The 16,618-nt window shown below is 65.1% G+C and carries 16 protein-coding genes; 8 read left to right on the forward strand and 8 right to left on the reverse strand.

Annotated elements, in window-relative coordinates; genetic code table 11:
* Window positions 1–2 precede the first annotated feature (2 nt).
* The 6 genes from rsmG to KDC96_RS13040 all read left to right on the forward strand — a co-directional run bounded on the left by rsmG (window position 3) and on the right by KDC96_RS13040 (window position 7,126).
* Window positions 3–629, forward strand: a complete 627-nt coding sequence (rsmG, locus tag KDC96_RS13015; RefSeq protein ID WP_371815560.1) for a 16S rRNA (guanine(527)-N(7))-methyltransferase RsmG — start codon at window positions 3–5, stop codon at window positions 627–629.
* Between the two features lie 45 nt (window positions 630–674).
* Window positions 675–1,451 carry a ParA family protein gene (locus KDC96_RS13020; RefSeq protein ID WP_212448833.1) on the forward strand — a complete coding sequence of 259 codons (777 nt, stop codon included), beginning with the start codon at window positions 675–677 and terminating at the stop codon, window positions 1,449–1,451.
* Window positions 1,448–2,437, forward strand: a complete 990-nt coding sequence (locus tag KDC96_RS13025) for a ParB/RepB/Spo0J family partition protein (protein WP_212448834.1) — start codon at window positions 1,448–1,450, stop codon at window positions 2,435–2,437. Before KDC96_RS13020 ends, KDC96_RS13025 begins: the two co-directional genes overlap by 4 nt.
* Before the next feature lie 230 nt (window positions 2,438–2,667).
* Window positions 2,668–3,216, forward strand: a complete 549-nt coding sequence (locus KDC96_RS13030) for a DUF4402 domain-containing protein (RefSeq protein ID WP_212448835.1) — start codon at window positions 2,668–2,670, stop codon at window positions 3,214–3,216.
* A gap of 245 nt (window positions 3,217–3,461) precedes the next feature.
* On the forward strand, window positions 3,462–4,259 hold the full coding sequence (locus KDC96_RS13035) for a molecular chaperone (RefSeq protein ID WP_212448836.1): 798 nt from the start codon (window positions 3,462–3,464) through the stop codon (window positions 4,257–4,259).
* A gap of 38 nt (window positions 4,260–4,297) precedes the next feature.
* Window positions 4,298–7,126: a collagen binding domain-containing protein gene (locus KDC96_RS13040; RefSeq protein WP_212448837.1), complete on the forward strand. Its 2,829-nt coding sequence runs from the start codon at window positions 4,298–4,300 to the stop codon at window positions 7,124–7,126.
* A 21-nt stretch (window positions 7,127–7,147) separates the two neighbouring features.
* On the opposite strand, the gene KDC96_RS13045 is transcribed toward KDC96_RS13040, so the two are convergent.
* Window positions 7,148–8,080 (reverse strand): hypothetical protein, encoded by a 933-nt coding sequence (locus KDC96_RS13045; RefSeq protein ID WP_212448838.1) that lies wholly within the window; start codon window positions 8,078–8,080, stop codon window positions 7,148–7,150.
* Between the two features lie 157 nt (window positions 8,081–8,237).
* A complete protein-coding gene (locus tag KDC96_RS13050) occupies window positions 8,238–8,735 on the reverse strand; it encodes a GAF domain-containing protein (RefSeq protein WP_212448839.1) in 498 nt (165 codons plus the stop codon).
* A 64-nt stretch (window positions 8,736–8,799) separates the two neighbouring features.
* Between KDC96_RS13050 and KDC96_RS13055 the strand changes: the two genes are divergently transcribed.
* A complete protein-coding gene (locus KDC96_RS13055) occupies window positions 8,800–10,269 on the forward strand; it encodes a sorbosone dehydrogenase family protein (protein WP_212448840.1) in 1,470 nt (489 codons plus the stop codon).
* A 47-nt stretch (window positions 10,270–10,316) separates the two neighbouring features.
* On the opposite strand, the gene KDC96_RS13060 is transcribed toward KDC96_RS13055, so the two are convergent.
* The gene (locus tag KDC96_RS13060) at window positions 10,317–11,183 is read right to left on the reverse strand and encodes a DUF815 domain-containing protein (protein ID WP_212448841.1); all 867 of its coding nucleotides are present in this window, start codon (window positions 11,181–11,183) and stop codon (window positions 10,317–10,319) included.
* 26 nt (window positions 11,184–11,209) lie between these two features.
* A complete protein-coding gene (locus KDC96_RS13065) occupies window positions 11,210–12,952 on the reverse strand; it encodes an acyl-CoA dehydrogenase (protein ID WP_212448842.1) in 1,743 nt (580 codons plus the stop codon).
* A 91-nt stretch (window positions 12,953–13,043) separates the two neighbouring features.
* On the opposite strand from KDC96_RS13065, the gene KDC96_RS13070 reads away from it, so the two are divergent.
* A complete protein-coding gene (locus tag KDC96_RS13070; protein WP_212448843.1) occupies window positions 13,044–13,997 on the forward strand; it encodes an L-threonylcarbamoyladenylate synthase in 954 nt (317 codons plus the stop codon).
* On the opposite strand, the gene KDC96_RS13075 is transcribed toward KDC96_RS13070, so the two are convergent.
* The 4 genes from KDC96_RS13075 to fdxA form a co-directional block, all read right to left on the reverse strand.
* The gene (locus tag KDC96_RS13075; protein ID WP_212448844.1) at window positions 13,994–14,326 is read right to left on the reverse strand and encodes a hypothetical protein; all 333 of its coding nucleotides are present in this window, start codon (window positions 14,324–14,326) and stop codon (window positions 13,994–13,996) included. The two genes, KDC96_RS13070 and KDC96_RS13075, sit on opposite strands and share 4 nt — an antisense overlap.
* 51 nt (window positions 14,327–14,377) lie before the next feature.
* On the reverse strand, window positions 14,378–15,172 hold the full coding sequence (locus tag KDC96_RS13080; RefSeq protein WP_212448845.1) for a head GIN domain-containing protein: 795 nt from the start codon (window positions 15,170–15,172) through the stop codon (window positions 14,378–14,380).
* 171 nt (window positions 15,173–15,343) lie between these two features.
* Window positions 15,344–15,880 (reverse strand): CarD family transcriptional regulator, encoded by a 537-nt coding sequence (locus KDC96_RS13085; protein ID WP_212448846.1) that lies wholly within the window; start codon window positions 15,878–15,880, stop codon window positions 15,344–15,346.
* 356 nt (window positions 15,881–16,236) lie between these two features.
* A complete protein-coding gene (gene fdxA, locus KDC96_RS13090; protein ID WP_212448847.1) occupies window positions 16,237–16,575 on the reverse strand; it encodes a ferredoxin FdxA in 339 nt (112 codons plus the stop codon).
* Window positions 16,576–16,618: the final 43 nt, after the last annotated feature.

Below are 16,618 nucleotides of genomic sequence, written 5' to 3' on the forward strand. Positions count from 1 at the left end.
CAATAATCCGAACCGAGAGCGAGGCACGTGAGTACACCGCGCGCTGGGCCGATGACGCGGCGATGGCGCGGCTCGAACGGTTTTCAGACTTGTTGCTCGCCGAAAACCAGGCTCAGAACCTGATCAGCAAGCCTTCCGAAGCGGCGCTGTGGCAGCGGCACATCGCCGACAGCGCGCAATTGCTCGAACATGTTCCACGTGAAACAATTGCGGGCACGGCGCCGGGGCCCTGGCTCGACCTCGGAACGGGTGCGGGATTCCCCGGATTGGTCATCGCGGCGATCTGCCCGCACCTTGATGTCGTTCTGGTCGAATCGCGGCCCCGCCGCAGCGCGTTCTTGCGCGACAGTGTCGACAATCTCGGCCTGCGAAACTGCCGGGTAGTTGGTGAGCGGCTCGAACGGGTCAAACCTTTCAAAAGCTGGGTCATTTCGGCACGCGCCTTCGCTCCGCTGGAAAAGCTCCTCCGTTTATCCGCACCGTTCTCCACAAACCGGACCCTCTACCTCTTGCCCAAAGGGCGCTCGGCAACGCACGAACTGAATGCACTCAAGCCGTCGATTCGCGCGATGTTTCACGTGGAACGGTCTCTGACCGACGACGAAGCGGGCATCATCACCCGTGCCTGAGAGTGCGAAGCGCGCTATAGGTCGCGCATAAGAGAAGGAATTTCCATGCTGACGATCGCCATTGCGAACCAGAAGGGCGGGGTGGGCAAGACGACCACCGCGATCAATATCGCCACCGCAATGGCTGCGACCGGATGGAAAACCCTCCTGATCGACCTCGACCCCCAAGGCAACGCTTCGACCGGGATGGGTGTTGGCGCGGGCGCGCGAGGATTCTCGAGCTACGACGTTGTGGTCGACCAACTGCCGCTGACCGAGGCGATCGGCCCGACCGGCATTCCCGGACTGGATATTGTCCCGGCAACTCAGGACCTTAGCGGAGCCGAAGTGGAGCTGGTTTCGGTCGAGGAGCGTACCGCCCGGCTCGCGCAAGCCCTTGAAGGGCACCGCGGTCATGAAATCTGCTTCATCGATTGCCCGCCGTCGCTCGGGTTGCTGACTCTCAACGCGCTGTGCGCGGCCGATACGCTACTGGTGCCGCTGCAATGCGAGTTCTTCGCGCTCGAAGGGCTGAGCCAGCTGCTGCAGACCGTTGAGCGGGTCCAGCAGCGGTTCAATCCCGCACTCGGGATTATTGGCGTGGCGCTGACGATGTTCGATCGCCGTAACCGCCTGACCGACCAGGTTGCCGACGATGTGCGCGATTGCCTCGGCAATCTCGTGTTCGAAACGGTCATCCCGCGCAACGTGCGCCTGTCCGAAGCGCCGAGCCACGGGCTCCCGGCGCTGGTTTACGACAAGGATTGCATGGGAAGTCGCGCCTATATGGGGCTTGCGCGCGAGCTGATCGGCCGGTTTCCGCCCGAAAGGCAGGCGGCATGACCGAAAAACCGACCGATCCGATCCGCTTTACCGTGCCGCAGCGCGGCCCCGCCGATCGCAAGATGAAGCTGGGCAAGGGGCTGGGCGCGCTGCTGGGCGAGAGCCGGCGCGAAGAGCCGCTGGTGCATCCGGACGCTTCCGAAGACCCGCAGACAACCGATGGGACGGTGCCGCGCGGCACTACTCCTCTGAAAACACTGTCGATTGCGTCGATCGAACCGCTGCCGAACAACCCGCGCAAGCATTTCGACGAGGCGGCGCTCGACGAACTCGCTTCGTCGATCGCGGTGCGCGGGGTGATCCAGCCGATCATCGTTCGCCCAAAGGGCAATGGCCGGTTCGAGCTGGTGGCTGGCGAGCGCCGTTGGCGGGCCGCGCAAAAGGCGCGCCTGCACGAGATCCCAGCACTGGTGCGCGAACTCGACGACCGCGAGGTCATGGCGCTCGCGCTGATCGAGAACCTGCAACGCGAAGATCTGAATCCGGTAGAAGAAGCACGGGCTTATCAGACGCTTAGCGACGACGAAGGGATGACCCAGGCGGAAATCGCCCGGATGGTTGAAAAGTCGCGCAGCCATGTCGCAAATATCCAGCGCTTGCTCAATCTCCCTGGCGAAGTGCTCGATCTGGTCGAGAGCGGGAGCTTGTCGATGGGGCACGCCCGGGCGCTGATCGGACAGGACGATGCGGCGTCGCTCGCGCAGCGCGCCGTCAACGACAACCTGTCGGTGCGCGACATCGAAAAGCTGGTTCGCCAGCTGAACCGCAAAGCCGGCGACACTGTGTCCCGCGGCTCTGCCAACCGCGCCACTTCGACCGAAAACGCCGATATTGCTGCGGTCCAGAGCCATCTCGAGGAATTTCTCGGGCTGAGAGTGCGAATCAAGGCCGATGCAGACCCCCGCTCGGGAGCGATCACGATCCGCTACAACACGCTCGATCAGCTCGATCTCGTGTGCCAGCGACTGACCGGCGGCGACATTTAGTCGAACTTAACCGAGCGACAAGCGACCAGGAGCGCGCAAATGCGCGTTTTGCGCGGGATTCCGCGCCAATTCCTACTGCGCTGTTAACCATACCTAAAAACGAACTCTGAACCCGGTGATCCTACTTAGGCGAGGCGAACGGGCGGCTATGCCCGCTCGGCAGGCTCCCCCGGGCAAAATCGGATCGGGGTGCCTGCAACGGGATATGACCACGCTTGGAAGGACCAATAATGACTAAGACTCTTCGCTTCGGGGCCGCCGGCATCACGATGTTTGCCGCCCTCGGAATGGGCACCGCAGCCCACGCCGACACCGCCACTGCCGATGCATCGGCCGAGGTTCTCGACGCACTCGTTCTCACCAACACTGCCGCGCTCGATTTCGGCGCGATGGTCGTGAGCGGCGCCGGCACCGTGGTTCTCGACCCGGCCAACTCGCTGACCTGCACCGATCCGGACATCGTCTGCTCGGGCACCACTTCGGCGGCCGCGTTCACCGTTGAAGGCACCGCCAACAAGGCCGTGACCATCAACCTGCCGACCGGCACCGTGAACCTGCGTCACCCGAACTACAACGCCGCGACCAGCGCCGGCGAGCACACGATCGAACTCGACACCTTCACGTCGAGCGACAACAACGCGACGTCGGGCGATCCCGAAGTTACGCTCGACGGGACGGGCGATGGCAGCTTCACCGTGGGCGGCACGATCACCATCGACGGCAGCGAAGAAGCCGGCCTGTTCGAAGCGACCTTCGACGTATCGGTCGAATATTCGTAATAACGCACCGGGTTGCGCCTGATCCAGGCGCCCCGCTGAAATCAGGAAAGCCGCGCCTCTCCCCGGGGCGCGGCTTTTCGCATGCGCGGCCCGGATTTGCGCGCGCGATTTAATCATCCTTAACCCTATCCGCTTACCACACTCGGTGAAACCACGCAGGTCCGCGCGCAGGCGCGGGCTGCGACTTACCGGGGGTCTCACTGTCGATGTCATTCAAATCGTTCCGTAAATGCGCTCGCAGGGCAATGACCGCCGCCGTGTTGGCCGCAGCTGCATTCGCAGCCCCGGTTAACGCCCAGGGCGACTTGCTGGTGGCGCCGACCCGCGTGATTCTCGATGGCAGTCGCGGAACCGAGGTGATCCTCAGCAATATCGGCAGCGAGGAAGCGACTTACCGGATCGGGCTCGAACTGCGGCGGATGGAAGAGAACGGGCGGCTCGTTCCGGTCGAGAAGGCCGAGGCCAATGCGACCGAGGAAGCTGCACTCGGCATGATCCGCTATGCCCCGCGGCGAATCACCCTGCCGCCGGGCCAGCCGCAGGCGGTGCGCCTGGCCGCGCGTCCGGGCGCCGACCTGCCCGACGGCGAGTACCGGGTGCACATGTCGTTCAAGGCAATTCCCAAGCCGCGCTCGGTGACCGAGCAGCAAACCCAGGCACAGGGCGTTTCGATCCAGCTGATCCCGATTTACGGAGTGACGATCCCGATCATCGTGCGCCACGGTCGTCTCGAGGCGCAGGTCGCGATCAACCAGCCGAAAATCGTCGCCGGAGAGAACGGCCCCGAACTCGCGGTCACCATGAGCCGCGCGGGCGACAGCTCGGTCTATGGCGAACTGCGCATCACCAAGCCGGGGCTGGACGATCCGATCGCGCTGCTGCGCGGCGTTGCGATCTATCCCGAGATCGGCACCCGCGAATTGCGCATCCAGCTGACCGAGCAGCAGGCCGCCAGCATCACCGGCCAGCTGCGTTTCGAATATCGCGAGATGCCCGAAGCCGGCGGCGGCCTGATCGCCGCAGTCGACGCCTTCGTCGGCTGAGGCGACGGATTGGCGGCTTGAGGGCTGCACACAAGACCATGACCAAGCGTCGATCCCGGATCCTGAACGCCGCCGCAAGACTTGCGGTGGCGCTTGGCGCATCCGCGCTCGGCGCGCTTGCATTGCCCCCTCCGGCCCTGGCGCAGCAGGACGATGTCGCGCGCTTGCCTGCCGGGTGGCAGGCAAACGAGGACGATTTCCTTTTTCTCCAGCTGGTTATCGAAAACTACAAGCTCACCTACGACGTGCGCGGATACCAGACCGATCGCGGCGTGTGCCTCGATCTTGCCGACGTCATTCAGTCGCTCGACCTGCCGGTGCGGATCGACAAGAAGTCGCGCCGCGCAACTGGCTGGCTGTTCAGCGAGGACCAGACATTCACCCTCGACCGCGAGCAGAATACAGTACAAAACGTGAACACAGGGCGCGCGCCGGTTGCGCGCGACATTTACGATACGCCCGAAGGGTGGTGTGTCGATACCGCTGCCCTGTCGCGCTGGTTCGGGATCGATTTCCGGCCCGATCTGTACAACGCGGTGGTGCGGCTCAAGACCGACCGCGAACTGCCGTTCATCAAGGCGATCGAGCGCAGAAGTCGTGCCGCGCGACTTCGTGCCAAGCCGAAACAGTTCGACCTGACCAAATTCCCCAACGCAGAAATGGAATATCGCCCGTGGCGGACCCCGTCGCTCGATGTGGTGGCGCAGGCTGGCTACCGCACCGGCAATGCGATCGGCGGGCGCGACGGGGGTTCGGGTCGGCTTGAACTCTATGCCGCGGGCGAGGCGCTCGGGGCCAGCTACACCGCGCGGATTGCGACCGACGACCAGCTATCTCCGCAGACGGTGCGTCTGCGCGCCTATCGCAACGATCCAGACGGCAATCTGCTCGGACCGCTCAAGGCCACGCAGGTCGCCGCTGGCGATGTCGAAACCGTCGCGGGGCGGCTGACCGGGCAGACGGCGATCGGTCGCGGTGCCTTCGTCAGCAATCGCCCGCTGGGGCAGACATCGCGGTTCGATACGACGACGCTGCGCGGCACCCTGCCTGCCGGCTGGGATGCAGAGCTTTACCGCAACGGTCAGCTGATCGGATTCCAGGACGATCGCGGCGACGGGCGCTACGAATTCATCGATGTCGAGCTGTTCTATGGCCGCAATGATCTGGAAGTCGTGCTGTACGGACCGCAGGGCCAGATCCGGCGCGAAACCTCATCGGTCCCGGTCGGATTCAACCAGATCGAGCCCGGCCAGACGTATTATTGGGCGGGAGTGGTCCAGAACCAGCGCGATCTGTTCGATCTCGGCAACGGGATCGAGCGCGCGCCGCAGAAGTGGCGCTGGGGCGTCGGGGTCGAACGCGGGCTGGATCAGAGGACAAGCGCCGCGATCGGCGTGCAGAACCTGTTTTTTGCCGGAGCCCGCCGCACCTATGCGGAGGGTTCTGTCGCACGCAGTTTCGGGCGGATGCAGCTCGAACTGGTCGGCGCGCATGAATTCGGCGCGGGCAGCGTCGCCGAACTGAATGCGGCAGGCCGGTTCGGTCGCTTGAATTTCGGTGCCAACACTCTGATTTCGTTCGGTAACTTTACCAGCGAATTCGTTACCCAGGATCTCGATTACCGAGCCGGCTTTACCGTCGACACGTCGCTTGCGCTTGGCCGGTTTGGATTGCCGATCCAGGCCGAGGCGGTGCATTCGAAGCTCAAGGACGAGTCCGAGGTCAACGAATTCCTGCTGACCACCTCGGTCAATGCCGGCCGTGCGGCGTTTTCCGCGCAGCTCGACCACCGCGAACGATCGGCCAGCCCGACCGCGCGGGCCTCGGCCGATACGCGGTTGCGGCTGCTCGCCAATGCGCGGTTCAAGGGCCTGCGGGTGCGTGGCAATGCCGCATTCCTGCTCAATGGCCGACAAAAGGGGTTCGACAATGCGACGGTGCGGGTCGACAAGGACATCGATGACGTATCCGACCTCCAGGCCGAGGTCGAGTATACGGCACGGCAGGACGAATTCCGTTTCGCTGCGGGTTATACGCGGCGGTTCGACAAGTTCTCGCTGCGCAGCGATGCCTACGTCACCTCTAGCGGCGGGATCGGGGCGAACATCCAGCTCGCCTTCAGCCTCGGGCCCGATCCGGTCGGGGGCGGGGTCCGCGTGACTCATTCCAAGCTCGCGCGCAGCGGCCAGGCCGCGGTCACGGTGTTCCGCGACGACGACGGCAACGGCGTGCGCGATCCGGGCGAGGAATTGCTCAAGGACGTGCTGGTCGAAGCCGGGTTGCGCCGCACCGATGCCATCACCGGCGAGAATGGCCGCGCGATCGTCGACGATCTGCGACCTTTCCGCCCGGTGCTGGTCGGGGTCGACGAAAGCTCGCTGGGCGATCCGTTCCTCGCCCCGGCGGTCAAGGGGATCGTGCTGACCCCGCGCCCCGGCGTCGTCGCGCAGATCGAGCTACCGGTATCGCCGACCGGCGAGGTCGAGGGCATGCTGCTCAATCCCGCCGGGGTCGAACAGCCGGGCGTCGCGCTCGAGCTGGTCGATCTGCGCGGCAACCTCGTTGCGACCACGATCAGCGAATTCGACGGCTTCTTCCTGCTGCAGAAGGTGCCCTATGGCGAATACCGCCTGCGCGTGGCCGAGGCCGCGGCGAACACGCTGTCAGTGGCAAGCGATCTGACGAGCGCAAGGCCGGGGGGCACTCTGACGGTCAACCGCGCCAACGACATCGTGCGGCTCGGCCCGATCAAACTCCGCCGAAACGATCCGCCCGAGCGCAATCGCGCGGGCGAAACGACCATCGCCGCTGCGCCGGTCGGCCCGGCGAGCGGCGATCCCCTGGCCGACGATACCCCGCTTCCCTGAGGGATCGCGGGCGACAGACCGTTACTGCTTGATCATCTTGACCGGGCGCGGTGCCGGGGCCGGGACCGGACGCGGCGTCTGCTTGATCAGTTTGGGCGAGGGCGCCGGAGGAATGATCCGGGCACCCGGAATGCGTTCTTCGCGCACCGTTTCGCGCACGATCACGCGCTGGCGGATCTCGGTTTGCACCGGCACCCACGCGACCTGCGGTTGCTGGCACCCGCAGCCATACCCGTAATAGCCTGCATGCGCCGGTGCGTAGCCGTAACCCTGATATCCGTATCCCGCCGCCGGATAAGGCATCACGCGCGCGGCGCCCGGCTGCCCGTATTGCGACAGGTATCCGTCGAGCGCTGCTTCGCAATCGTAGCGGTCGTTCATTTTCCCGCCGCCGACGAGGTTTCCGAGCAGCACTCCGGCAAGTCCCCCGGTACCGGCACCGATCAGCGTCCCGGCAAGGCGATCACCATCGGCGACACGATTGCCGATCAACCCGCCGGCGACCGCGCCGAGCAGGCCGCCGATGATTCCGCCCTTGTCGCCTTCGCTGCGCCCGGCAGTCCGCCGCTCGCATTCCGCAAGCCACTGGTCGCGTTCGAACACCAACGGTGCGGCCGCTGCCGGACCGCCGGGATACGGTGCATACCCCTGCTGTAGGTAAGGACCGCGCTGGACCGCATCGGGATACGGCGCCGGTCGCTCGATCCGGCGGGTGCGCGTGATCGTCTCCACCCCGTCGGGACCGACCGTGTATTCCTCCTCGAACAGCTGCTGTCGGGTCGTCTGCGGAACCGGCACGGGCGGAACCGTGCGAACTTCGGGCGGACCGGGCTGAACCGGCACCGGCAGCGGCGGAAGCTCATCCTGCGCGAGCGCGGGCGCGGCGAGTCCCAGAGCCGGGAGCGCAATGGCCAGGCCGGACATGGCGCGGAGCGGGTGGCGACGTTTCGACATGGAATTCCCCCAGGACTTGGACGCGTGGCAGTGCCGAATCGCACCGCAGGTTGCACATTTCGTTAGCTAAATGTTTACCACTCCGCCGGGCGAGCGACCAAGCCGGGCCTTGCCCCTGTCTCGTTTCGGGGCGTTTGAGCGCGACAGGGTGTGCGCGTCAGATACGGTTCGAAAGCAGCGCCGCCAGCTGCTCGAGCCCTTCGGCGTCCGCCGGGGAAAAGCGCGCCGGGCTGGGGCTGTCGAGATCGATCACGGCGATCACCTCGCCTTCGCGCACCACCGGCACGACCAGCTCCGATCGGCTGGCGGCGTCGCAGGCGATGTGGCCGGGGAAGGCGTGCACGTCTTCGACCAGCTGGGTTTCGCCCGATTGCGCCGCCACGCCGCACACGCCGGCCCCGATCGGGATCCGGATGCAAGCGGGCCGCCCCACGAACGGGCCGAGCACCAGTTCGCGTCCGCCCGATTTCGCCTCGCCCACGCGGTAGAACCCCGCCCAGTTGAGATCGGGCACGAATTCCCGAATCAGCGCCGCGACATTGGCCATGTTGGCGACTGCATCGGGCTCGTCGGCGGTGAGCGCATCGGCGGCGTCGACCAGCTGGCGATAGCGCTCCGCTGTGTCGAGACCGGTTTCGGGTTGGAAATCGTACATCGCTCAACCCCTTGGCGCGAACGCCCTGTTGCCGCAAGCTCCGGCGCGGCTTATCTCGGCGGACATGGCTATTCTTCGCAAACTCGCAATCGCCCTGGTCGTCTTTCTCGCGATCGCCGGAATCGGCTTCTACGTCCTGTCGCGTGGTGACACCGCGGACCTTTCGGTCGAGGCGGTTGCCGGGACCGACCCGACCCTGCAGGAACCCGAAGCGGAGAGCTTTCCCACGGTGCAGATCGCCACGCCGGTCGGCTGGGGGCAGGACCAGCTGCCCGACGCCGCCGAAGGCCTGACGGTCAACCGCTTCGCCGATGGGCTGGATCATCCGCGTGTGCTCTATGCGCTGCCCAACGGCGACGTGCTGGTGACGCTGACCCGCGCACCCGAAGAGGAACAGGGCGGCGGTATCATGGACACGATCCGCGGCTGGGTCGCCTCCTACCTGTTTTCGCAGGCCGGCGCGGCCGGGACGTCGCCCAACCAGATCGTGCTGCTGCGCGACGCCGATGGCGACGGTGTGGCCGAAGTGAAGACGGTGATCCGCGAGGAGGGGCTCGATTCCCCTTCGGGCATGAGCTGGCATGACGGCACGCTCTATGTCGCCAATCACAACGCCGTGCTCGCCTTCGACTACGCGCTGGGAAGCGACAAGGTGAGCGGCGAACCGCGCAAGCTGATGGATCTGCCTCCGGGAGGCGGTCACTGGATGCGCAACGTGGAAATTCACCCGGACGGCGACCGGCTATTCGTCGCGGTCGGATCGGTCAGCAATATCGGCGAAAGCGGAATGGCGGTCGAAGAAGGCCGGGCGATGATCTGGGAATACAATCTCGAGACCAATCGCCAGCGCAAGTTTGCCGAGGGGCTGCGCAATCCCAACGGCATGGATTTCAGCCCGTGGAGCGGAGAACTGTGGACCACGGTGAATGAGCGCGACATGCTCGGATCCGACCTGGTGCCCGATTACCTCACCAACGTTCCGGTCGGCGCGCATTACGGCTGGCCGTGGATCTACTTCAAGGACAATTTCGATCGCCGGGTCGATGCGCCGATGCCGGCCTATCTGCAGGAATATACCCGCAAGCCCGAATTCGCGATGGGTCCGCACGTCGCCGCGCTTGGGCTGGTGTTCAGCCGCGAAGGCCACCGGATGGGCGGCCGCATGGCGAGGGGGGCGTTCATCGCTCGCCACGGCTCGTGGAACCGCAAGCCGCCCTCGGGTTACGACGTGGTCTATGTCGCGTTCGACGAACGCGGGAACCCCACCGGCAAGCCTCAGCCGGTGCTGACCGGATTCCTCAATGCCGACGGCACCACCAAGGGGCGCCCGACCTGGGTCGAGTGGGCGGGCGATGGATCGCTGCTGGTGTCGGACGATACCGCCGGGATCATCTGGCGTGCGGTCGCGCCCGGCGCCGAACCCGGCGCGGCGATTGCACGGGTAAGGGGCAATGCCCTGCCGCCGCAGCGCGAGCTGCGCGATCCGCGGGCGACTTTCGAAGAGGATTACCTGCGCCGCCAGTCGCAGCAATAGCGGCTGCCAGAGGGGCGTGGCCTCGGCTCGCCCGGTCGGCAGCGCTGCTACTTGCACTTGCTGTCGAAGATGCGCCCCATCAGGTCGATGACGTATTGATACGCCGTTCGCCCGGAAAGATTGCCGCGCGCGATCGACCAGGCAAGTGCGTCCTCTTCGTCCACTTCCAGTTTCAGCGGATCGGTGTAGGCGCGAACCATGTCGAGGTAGGCTTCCCGGTCGCACGGATGAAAGCCGAGCCTCAACCCGAACCGGTCGGCAAGCGCCAGAGCATTGTCGCGCTCGTCGCGCTCGTGCAGTGCGTTCGCTCCGTCTGCCTCGCGGGCGACAATCGAGCGGCGATTGGAGGTCACGGCAACCAGCAGATTTGGCGGACGTGCCACCGCTCCGCCATCAAGCAGGCTGCGCAGCATCAGGTTTTCGCGCATGTCATCCTGGCCAAAGCCGAGATCGTCGAGGAACAGGATGAACCCTCGATGCTGAGCTGCGAGAAGCTCGATCAGCTGCGGCAGAGTCGCAAGCGAAGGAGAGAGATATTCGACCAGCGCGATCTCGCCTCCGCTGACTTCATGCGCTTCTGCTGCGGCAGCGCGCACGAGCGACGATTTACCCATCCCGCGTGCGCCCCACAGCAACATGTCGTGGCACGGCATCAATCTCCCGAACCGCTCCAGATTGGCCACGACCGCCCGCTTCTGCTCGTCGATCCCGCGCAACACGTCGAGCGAAGTCGCGTTGGGCGAGGCAATGCCGCGAATCTCCACCAACGGGTCGGGCCATTCCACCGCTCGCACGCGCTCCCCATCCCAGACATAGGCGGGGGACTCATTCCAATCGACCGGCGGCGTGACGGCAGGTGCCAGGCGCTCCAGCGCGTCGGCGATTCTCTCGATCGGATCGCGAGGTTCGGTCATAGTTGCGCCGCGCAACCCTGCATCGCTCAGCCTGCGAGCTTTTCGACGGGGAGGGTGTAGAGCAGATCGGCCCCGGCGGTTGCGCCCGCCTTAAGCCCGTGGGCTTCGGGGACGATCCGGTCGAGGAAAAACCGCACCGTGACCGGCTTGGTCTCGGCGAGCGAGGGTGCCGCGCCATTCGCGACCGCCTGCGCCTGTTTCATCAGCTGCCATCCCGCAACCGCCACGGCCGCCATGGTGCAGAACGGGACGCTGCCGGCAAGCCGATCGTCGAAGCTCGCCTCATCGCGCATCCAGCGCGCGATATTGGCACAATCGTTGGCGAGCGCGGTGAGGCTGGCTTCGCCCGAAGCATCGCGCGCGATGTCCTCGAACAGCGCGATCATCGCTTCGCCGCCATCGAGGCCGAGTTTGCGGGTGACGAGGTCTGCGGCCTGGATGCCGTTGGTGCCTTCGTAGATCGGGGCGATCCTGGAATCGCGCCAGTGCTGCGCCGCGCCGGTCTCCTCGACAAAGCCCATTCCACCGTGGACCTGGATTCCGATCCCGGCGACTTCGACGCCGGCATCGGTGCCCCACGCCTTGACCAGCGGGACTAGGATATCGGCTCGGTGCTTGGCCGCCTCATTGCCGATCGTGCCGCGATCGACCTGTCCGGCGCAGTAATACAGCAGCGCGCGCACGCCCTCGGTCAGCGCCTTCATCCGCAGGATCATGCGACGCACGTCGGGATGCTCGATGATCGCCACCGGGTTCTTGTCGGGCGAGCCGGCGCGCGCCGATTGCACCCGGTCGATGGCATAGGCCAGCGCCTGCTGCGTCGCGCGCTCGGCGATCTGGTTGCCCTGGTTGCCGACATTGATCCGCGCGTTGTTCATCATCGTGAACATCGCCATCAGGCCGCGATTGGGCTCACCGACCAGTTCGCCGACGCATCCGCCATTGTCGCCATAGGACATGACGCAGGTCGGCGAGGCGTTGATGCCGAGCTTGTGCTCGAGGCTGACGCAGCGCAGATCGTTGCGGTTGCCGAGCGAGCCGTCTTCGTTGACGTGATACTTGGGCACGAGGAACAGCGAGATGCCGCGCGAGCCCTCGGGCGCATCGGGCAGGCGTGCGAGGACGAGGTGGATGATGTTCTCGGCGAGTTCGTGCTCGCCCCAGGTGATGTAGATTTTCTGGCCCTGGATCAGGTACTTGCCCGCATGCTCGCCCGTCTCGACAGGCGTTGCGGTCGAGCGCAGCGCGCCGACATCGCTCCCGGCGGCGGGTTCGGTGAGGTTCATCGTCCCCGACCATTTGCCGCTGACCAGATCGGGCAGGTATTTGGCCTGCTGGTCCTTGCTGCCATGGTGTTCGAGCGCCTCGATCGCGCCGACCGACAGCATCGGCAGCAGGTTGAACGCCATGTTCGCCGCGCCAAGATTTTCGAGCACGTTGCAGGCGAGCGTGAACGGCAGGCCCTGTCCGCCGAATTCCTCCGGTGAGGCGATCGCGTTCCAGCCCTGCTCGACATAGGCGTCATAGGCTTCCTTGAACCCGTCGGGCAGGCGGACCACGCCGTTTTCGAGCTTTGCCCCTTCGAGATCGCCGATCCGGTTGAGCGGTGCGAATTCCCCCGCCGCGAATTGTCCGACTCCCTCGACGATCGCTTCGACCAGATCGGGCTCGGCATGCGCGAATTTCTCCGACTGGGCAAGTTCCTCGATCCCGGCATTGACGCGGATGGCGAGCAGCTGGTCCTGGGTCGGCGGAGTGTAGGGTGTCACGGGCGAATCTCGTCCTTGTCTGTGGTGTCCGGCAATGCGGGGGTGCGCGTTTTGCTTGGCAGCGCCTAGGTTAGAATATAGCGCGCCTGGGATGAGCGGCAAGAACGTTACGGAAGTGCTGCCGGCCGACGCCGATGGAATCGCGCGGGCGGCACGAATCCTCGAATCCGGTGGGCTGGTCGCGGTGCCGACCGAAACCGTCTACGGGCTCGCCGCGCGCGCCGACAGCGCCGAAGCCGTGGCGAAGATCTACGCCGCCAAGGGCCGCCCCGATTTCAACCCGCTGATCGTGCACGTCCGCGACCTGGAGCAGGCCCTGTCGCTGGCCGAGTTCGACGAGCGCGCGCTCGATCTGGCCGAACGGTTCTGGCCCGGCCCGCTGACGCTGGTCCTGCCGCTGCGGGCCGATGCCCGGGTGACGAAAGCGGTGACTGCCGGGCTTCCCACGATCGCGCTGCGACAGCCCTCGCACCGGGTAATGCGCGATGTGCTTTCCCATACCGGCTTTGCGCTGGCGGCGCCTTCGGCCAACCGCAGCGAGGAAATCAGCCCGACCTGTGCCGAACATGTGACGGCCTCGCTCGGAAACGATTGCCCGCTGGTGCTCGACGGAGGGTCCAGTACGAAAGGGCTCGAATCGACCATCGTGTCCCTGCGCGAAGGCGGGCGCTGGTCGCTCTTGCGGCCCGGGCCGGTGACGCTGGAAACCCTCAATCGCCTGCTGGGCGCCGATGCGCATGTCGATCAGGATGCGATCGAAGCGCCCGGCCAGCTCGAACGGCACTATTCGCCGGGCAAGCCGCTGCGGCTGAGCGCGAAGGTCGCCGAAGACGGCGAATTCCTGATCGGGTTCGGCGCGATTGCCGGTGACTGCAATCTGTCACCCTCGGGCGATCTCAACGAAGCCGCTGCACGGCTCTACGAATGCCTGCATCTGGGCGCGAATTCGGACATGCCGCGGATTGCGGTCGCACCGGTGCCCTACGGCGAAGTCGGGATGGCGATCAACGACCGGCTGAGGCGCGCGGCAAGCCAGCCCGACTAATCGTCCTCCGGTTCGGCCGGGATCGTCGGCAGGGTTTGCCGCAGCTCGGCATAGGTCGCCCGCGCCGCGTCGCAGGCGGCATCGTCACCGTCGCGACACCGCGTGATCTCCTGGTCATAGCGCCGTTCCAGCGTGCCGAGCCGTTCCTCGCGCTTGCGGATTTCGCGCCCGCGCTTCTCGTCGGCTTCCGACTGGCTGGTGGTGGCGAGATCGACCGCCTTGCTTCCGACCCTGACCGGTGCCGTCACGACTTCGGCGGCGGTGCGCACCAGGCATGCGGATAGCGCGAAACTGCCGATGCAAACGAACAAGGGGGCTGCGATCCGCATGCCCCCTTTTCGCCTGACGGGATTCGCTTGGCAACCGGCGTTGCGCCGCGCCTATTCCTCGGCGGCGGCATCCGCTGCGGTTTCGCTTGCATCCGGCTCAGCCGCGGCGGTCGCAGCTGGACGGCAGCTCAGCGAGCCCGATCCGGCTGTTTCGACCGAGCAGGTAGCACTCCCGGTGACGACGACATTGCCCGATCCGGCGATCTCCGCATCGACCGTGCCGTCGGAGGCGAGGGCGACATTGCCCGATCCGGCTATTTCGACCGTGACCGTATCGGCGGTGAGTTCGGCCAGCTTGACGTCACCCGATCCGGCTATTTCGACCGAAAGCATCTTTGCGGTGCCTGCGGCGGTGACTTCGCCCGACCCCGCGATTTCGATCGCGAGCTTTTCGGCTTCGACATTCTTGATCGTCACATCGCCCGAACCGGCGATCTCGATCACGGCCTCGCTCGCGACACCATCGGCTTCGATCGTGCCGCTTCCCGCGATCGCCAGAGTGCTCGCCGCAGGCATGCCAACCCGCACGATCGCTTCGCCCGACCCATCGAAGATCTTGCGATCGCGAGCGATGACAAGCCGGTTTTCGTCGCGATCGAAACGCAGCGCTTCGCCCGCTGCGGCGTCGCCTTCGAGAGTAATCGTCAGGGTTTCGCTCTCGGTGATGATCACCCGGTCGGGTCCGGCCAGTTCGAGCTTGGTCGGCGGCGGCCCCGACATGTCGAATTCCGCCAGCGGGACACCGGAAACCTCGTCCCAGTCATCCATGTAGGCACACCCCGAGAGCGCGGCACCCAATGCGAGCGCGGCGAGGGGAGCGATATTCTTCGCCAACCAGCGGACCATGTGAAACCTCCGTTATTCCCAAACCAGTGCGTATTGGTGACATAATACACCAAGCCTGTCTACGCAACCGGGGGAAACGGCGGTCGGTCCGTCCGCATCGGCGGTCGGTCGAATCAGAAAGGGCCGCCCTGCGGGGCGGCCCTTGCTGGTGACGATCCGTGATCGGACGACCTATTTGTCGTCGTCGTCGTTGTCGTAATATTGCGGCGCGTGCTCGCGCAGCACGGCGAGGATCTTCTCGAGTGCAGTCGCCTCGTCGGTTTCTTCCATCGCCGCGAGTTCGCGAGCGAGACGGCTCGAAGCCGCTTCGAAGATCTGCCGCTCAGAATAGCTTTGCTCGGGCTGGTCTTCCGGGCGGAACAGGTCGCGGGTCACTTCGGCGATCAGGACGATCTCGCCCGAATTGATCTTTGCCTCGTATTCCTGTGCGCGGCGCGACCACATGGTGCGCTTGACCTTCGGCTTGCCCTTGAGCGTTTCCATCGCATCCTTCAGGGTCTTGTCCGACGACAGCTTGCGCATACCGATCGACTCGACCTTGTTGAGCGGGACGCGCAGCGTCATGCGCTCCTTTTCGAACCGCAGGACATACAGTTCGAGCTGCATTCCGGCGATTTCCTCGCTCTGCAGTTCGATGACACGACCGACGCCGTGCTTGGGGTAAACAACGTAATCTCCGACCGTGAAGGCGGGCGCATTGCTAGCCATGCGAGTTCCTTTCCTGGGGCTTCCCAGCAGCGGACAGGGGGCGAATCATCCCGCAGGCCGGAGCCTCGGCGTGCGAGGTCGGGCACCGTGTCGTAACCGTCCGGTTATGTTGCTACTGGTCTGAAGCCTTTCTGCTTTTCGTCACCAACGCCGGGACCAACCGACGCGGTTGATCCATTATATAACATACTCGCAACAATATTGCGAGTCGAAGCTTGCGAGTTCCGTTCGCAGCTGGCGGGGCATGTCAAGGGCGTATGTCGCAGTGAGCGGCCAGTGCGTCGGCAAAAACGGTTCGATGTCCTGGCGAAGATGCGGGACCTGCTGCGAAGCGCGCCGTCGCCGCGCCCGCGGGGCTAATCGCCCTCGCCAGGCTCCGCGCTGAAATACTTCTCGAACTTGCCCTTCTCGCCCTTGTGCTCGTCGGCATCGGCGGGCGGTTCCTTCTGGCTCGTGATGTTCGGCCACTCGGCAGAAAACTTGGTGTTGAGCTCGAGCCACTTCTCCAGCCCGTCCTCTGTATCGGGCAGAATCGCTTCGGCCGGGCATTCCGGTTCGCACACGCCGCAATCGATGCATTCGCTGGGATTGATGACCAGCATGTTCTCGCCTTCGTAGAAGCAATCCACCGGGCACACTTCGACACAGTCGGTATACTTGCAGCGGATGCAGTCATCGGTGACGACGTAAGTCATTGGGCGTCTTTCGGTTCAAATGGCGCGATTCGAAGCGCTGCTA

The organism is Erythrobacter sp. JK5, from assembly GCF_018205975.1.
In the GTDB taxonomy this organism is placed as follows: Bacteria; Pseudomonadota; Alphaproteobacteria; order Sphingomonadales; family Sphingomonadaceae; genus Erythrobacter.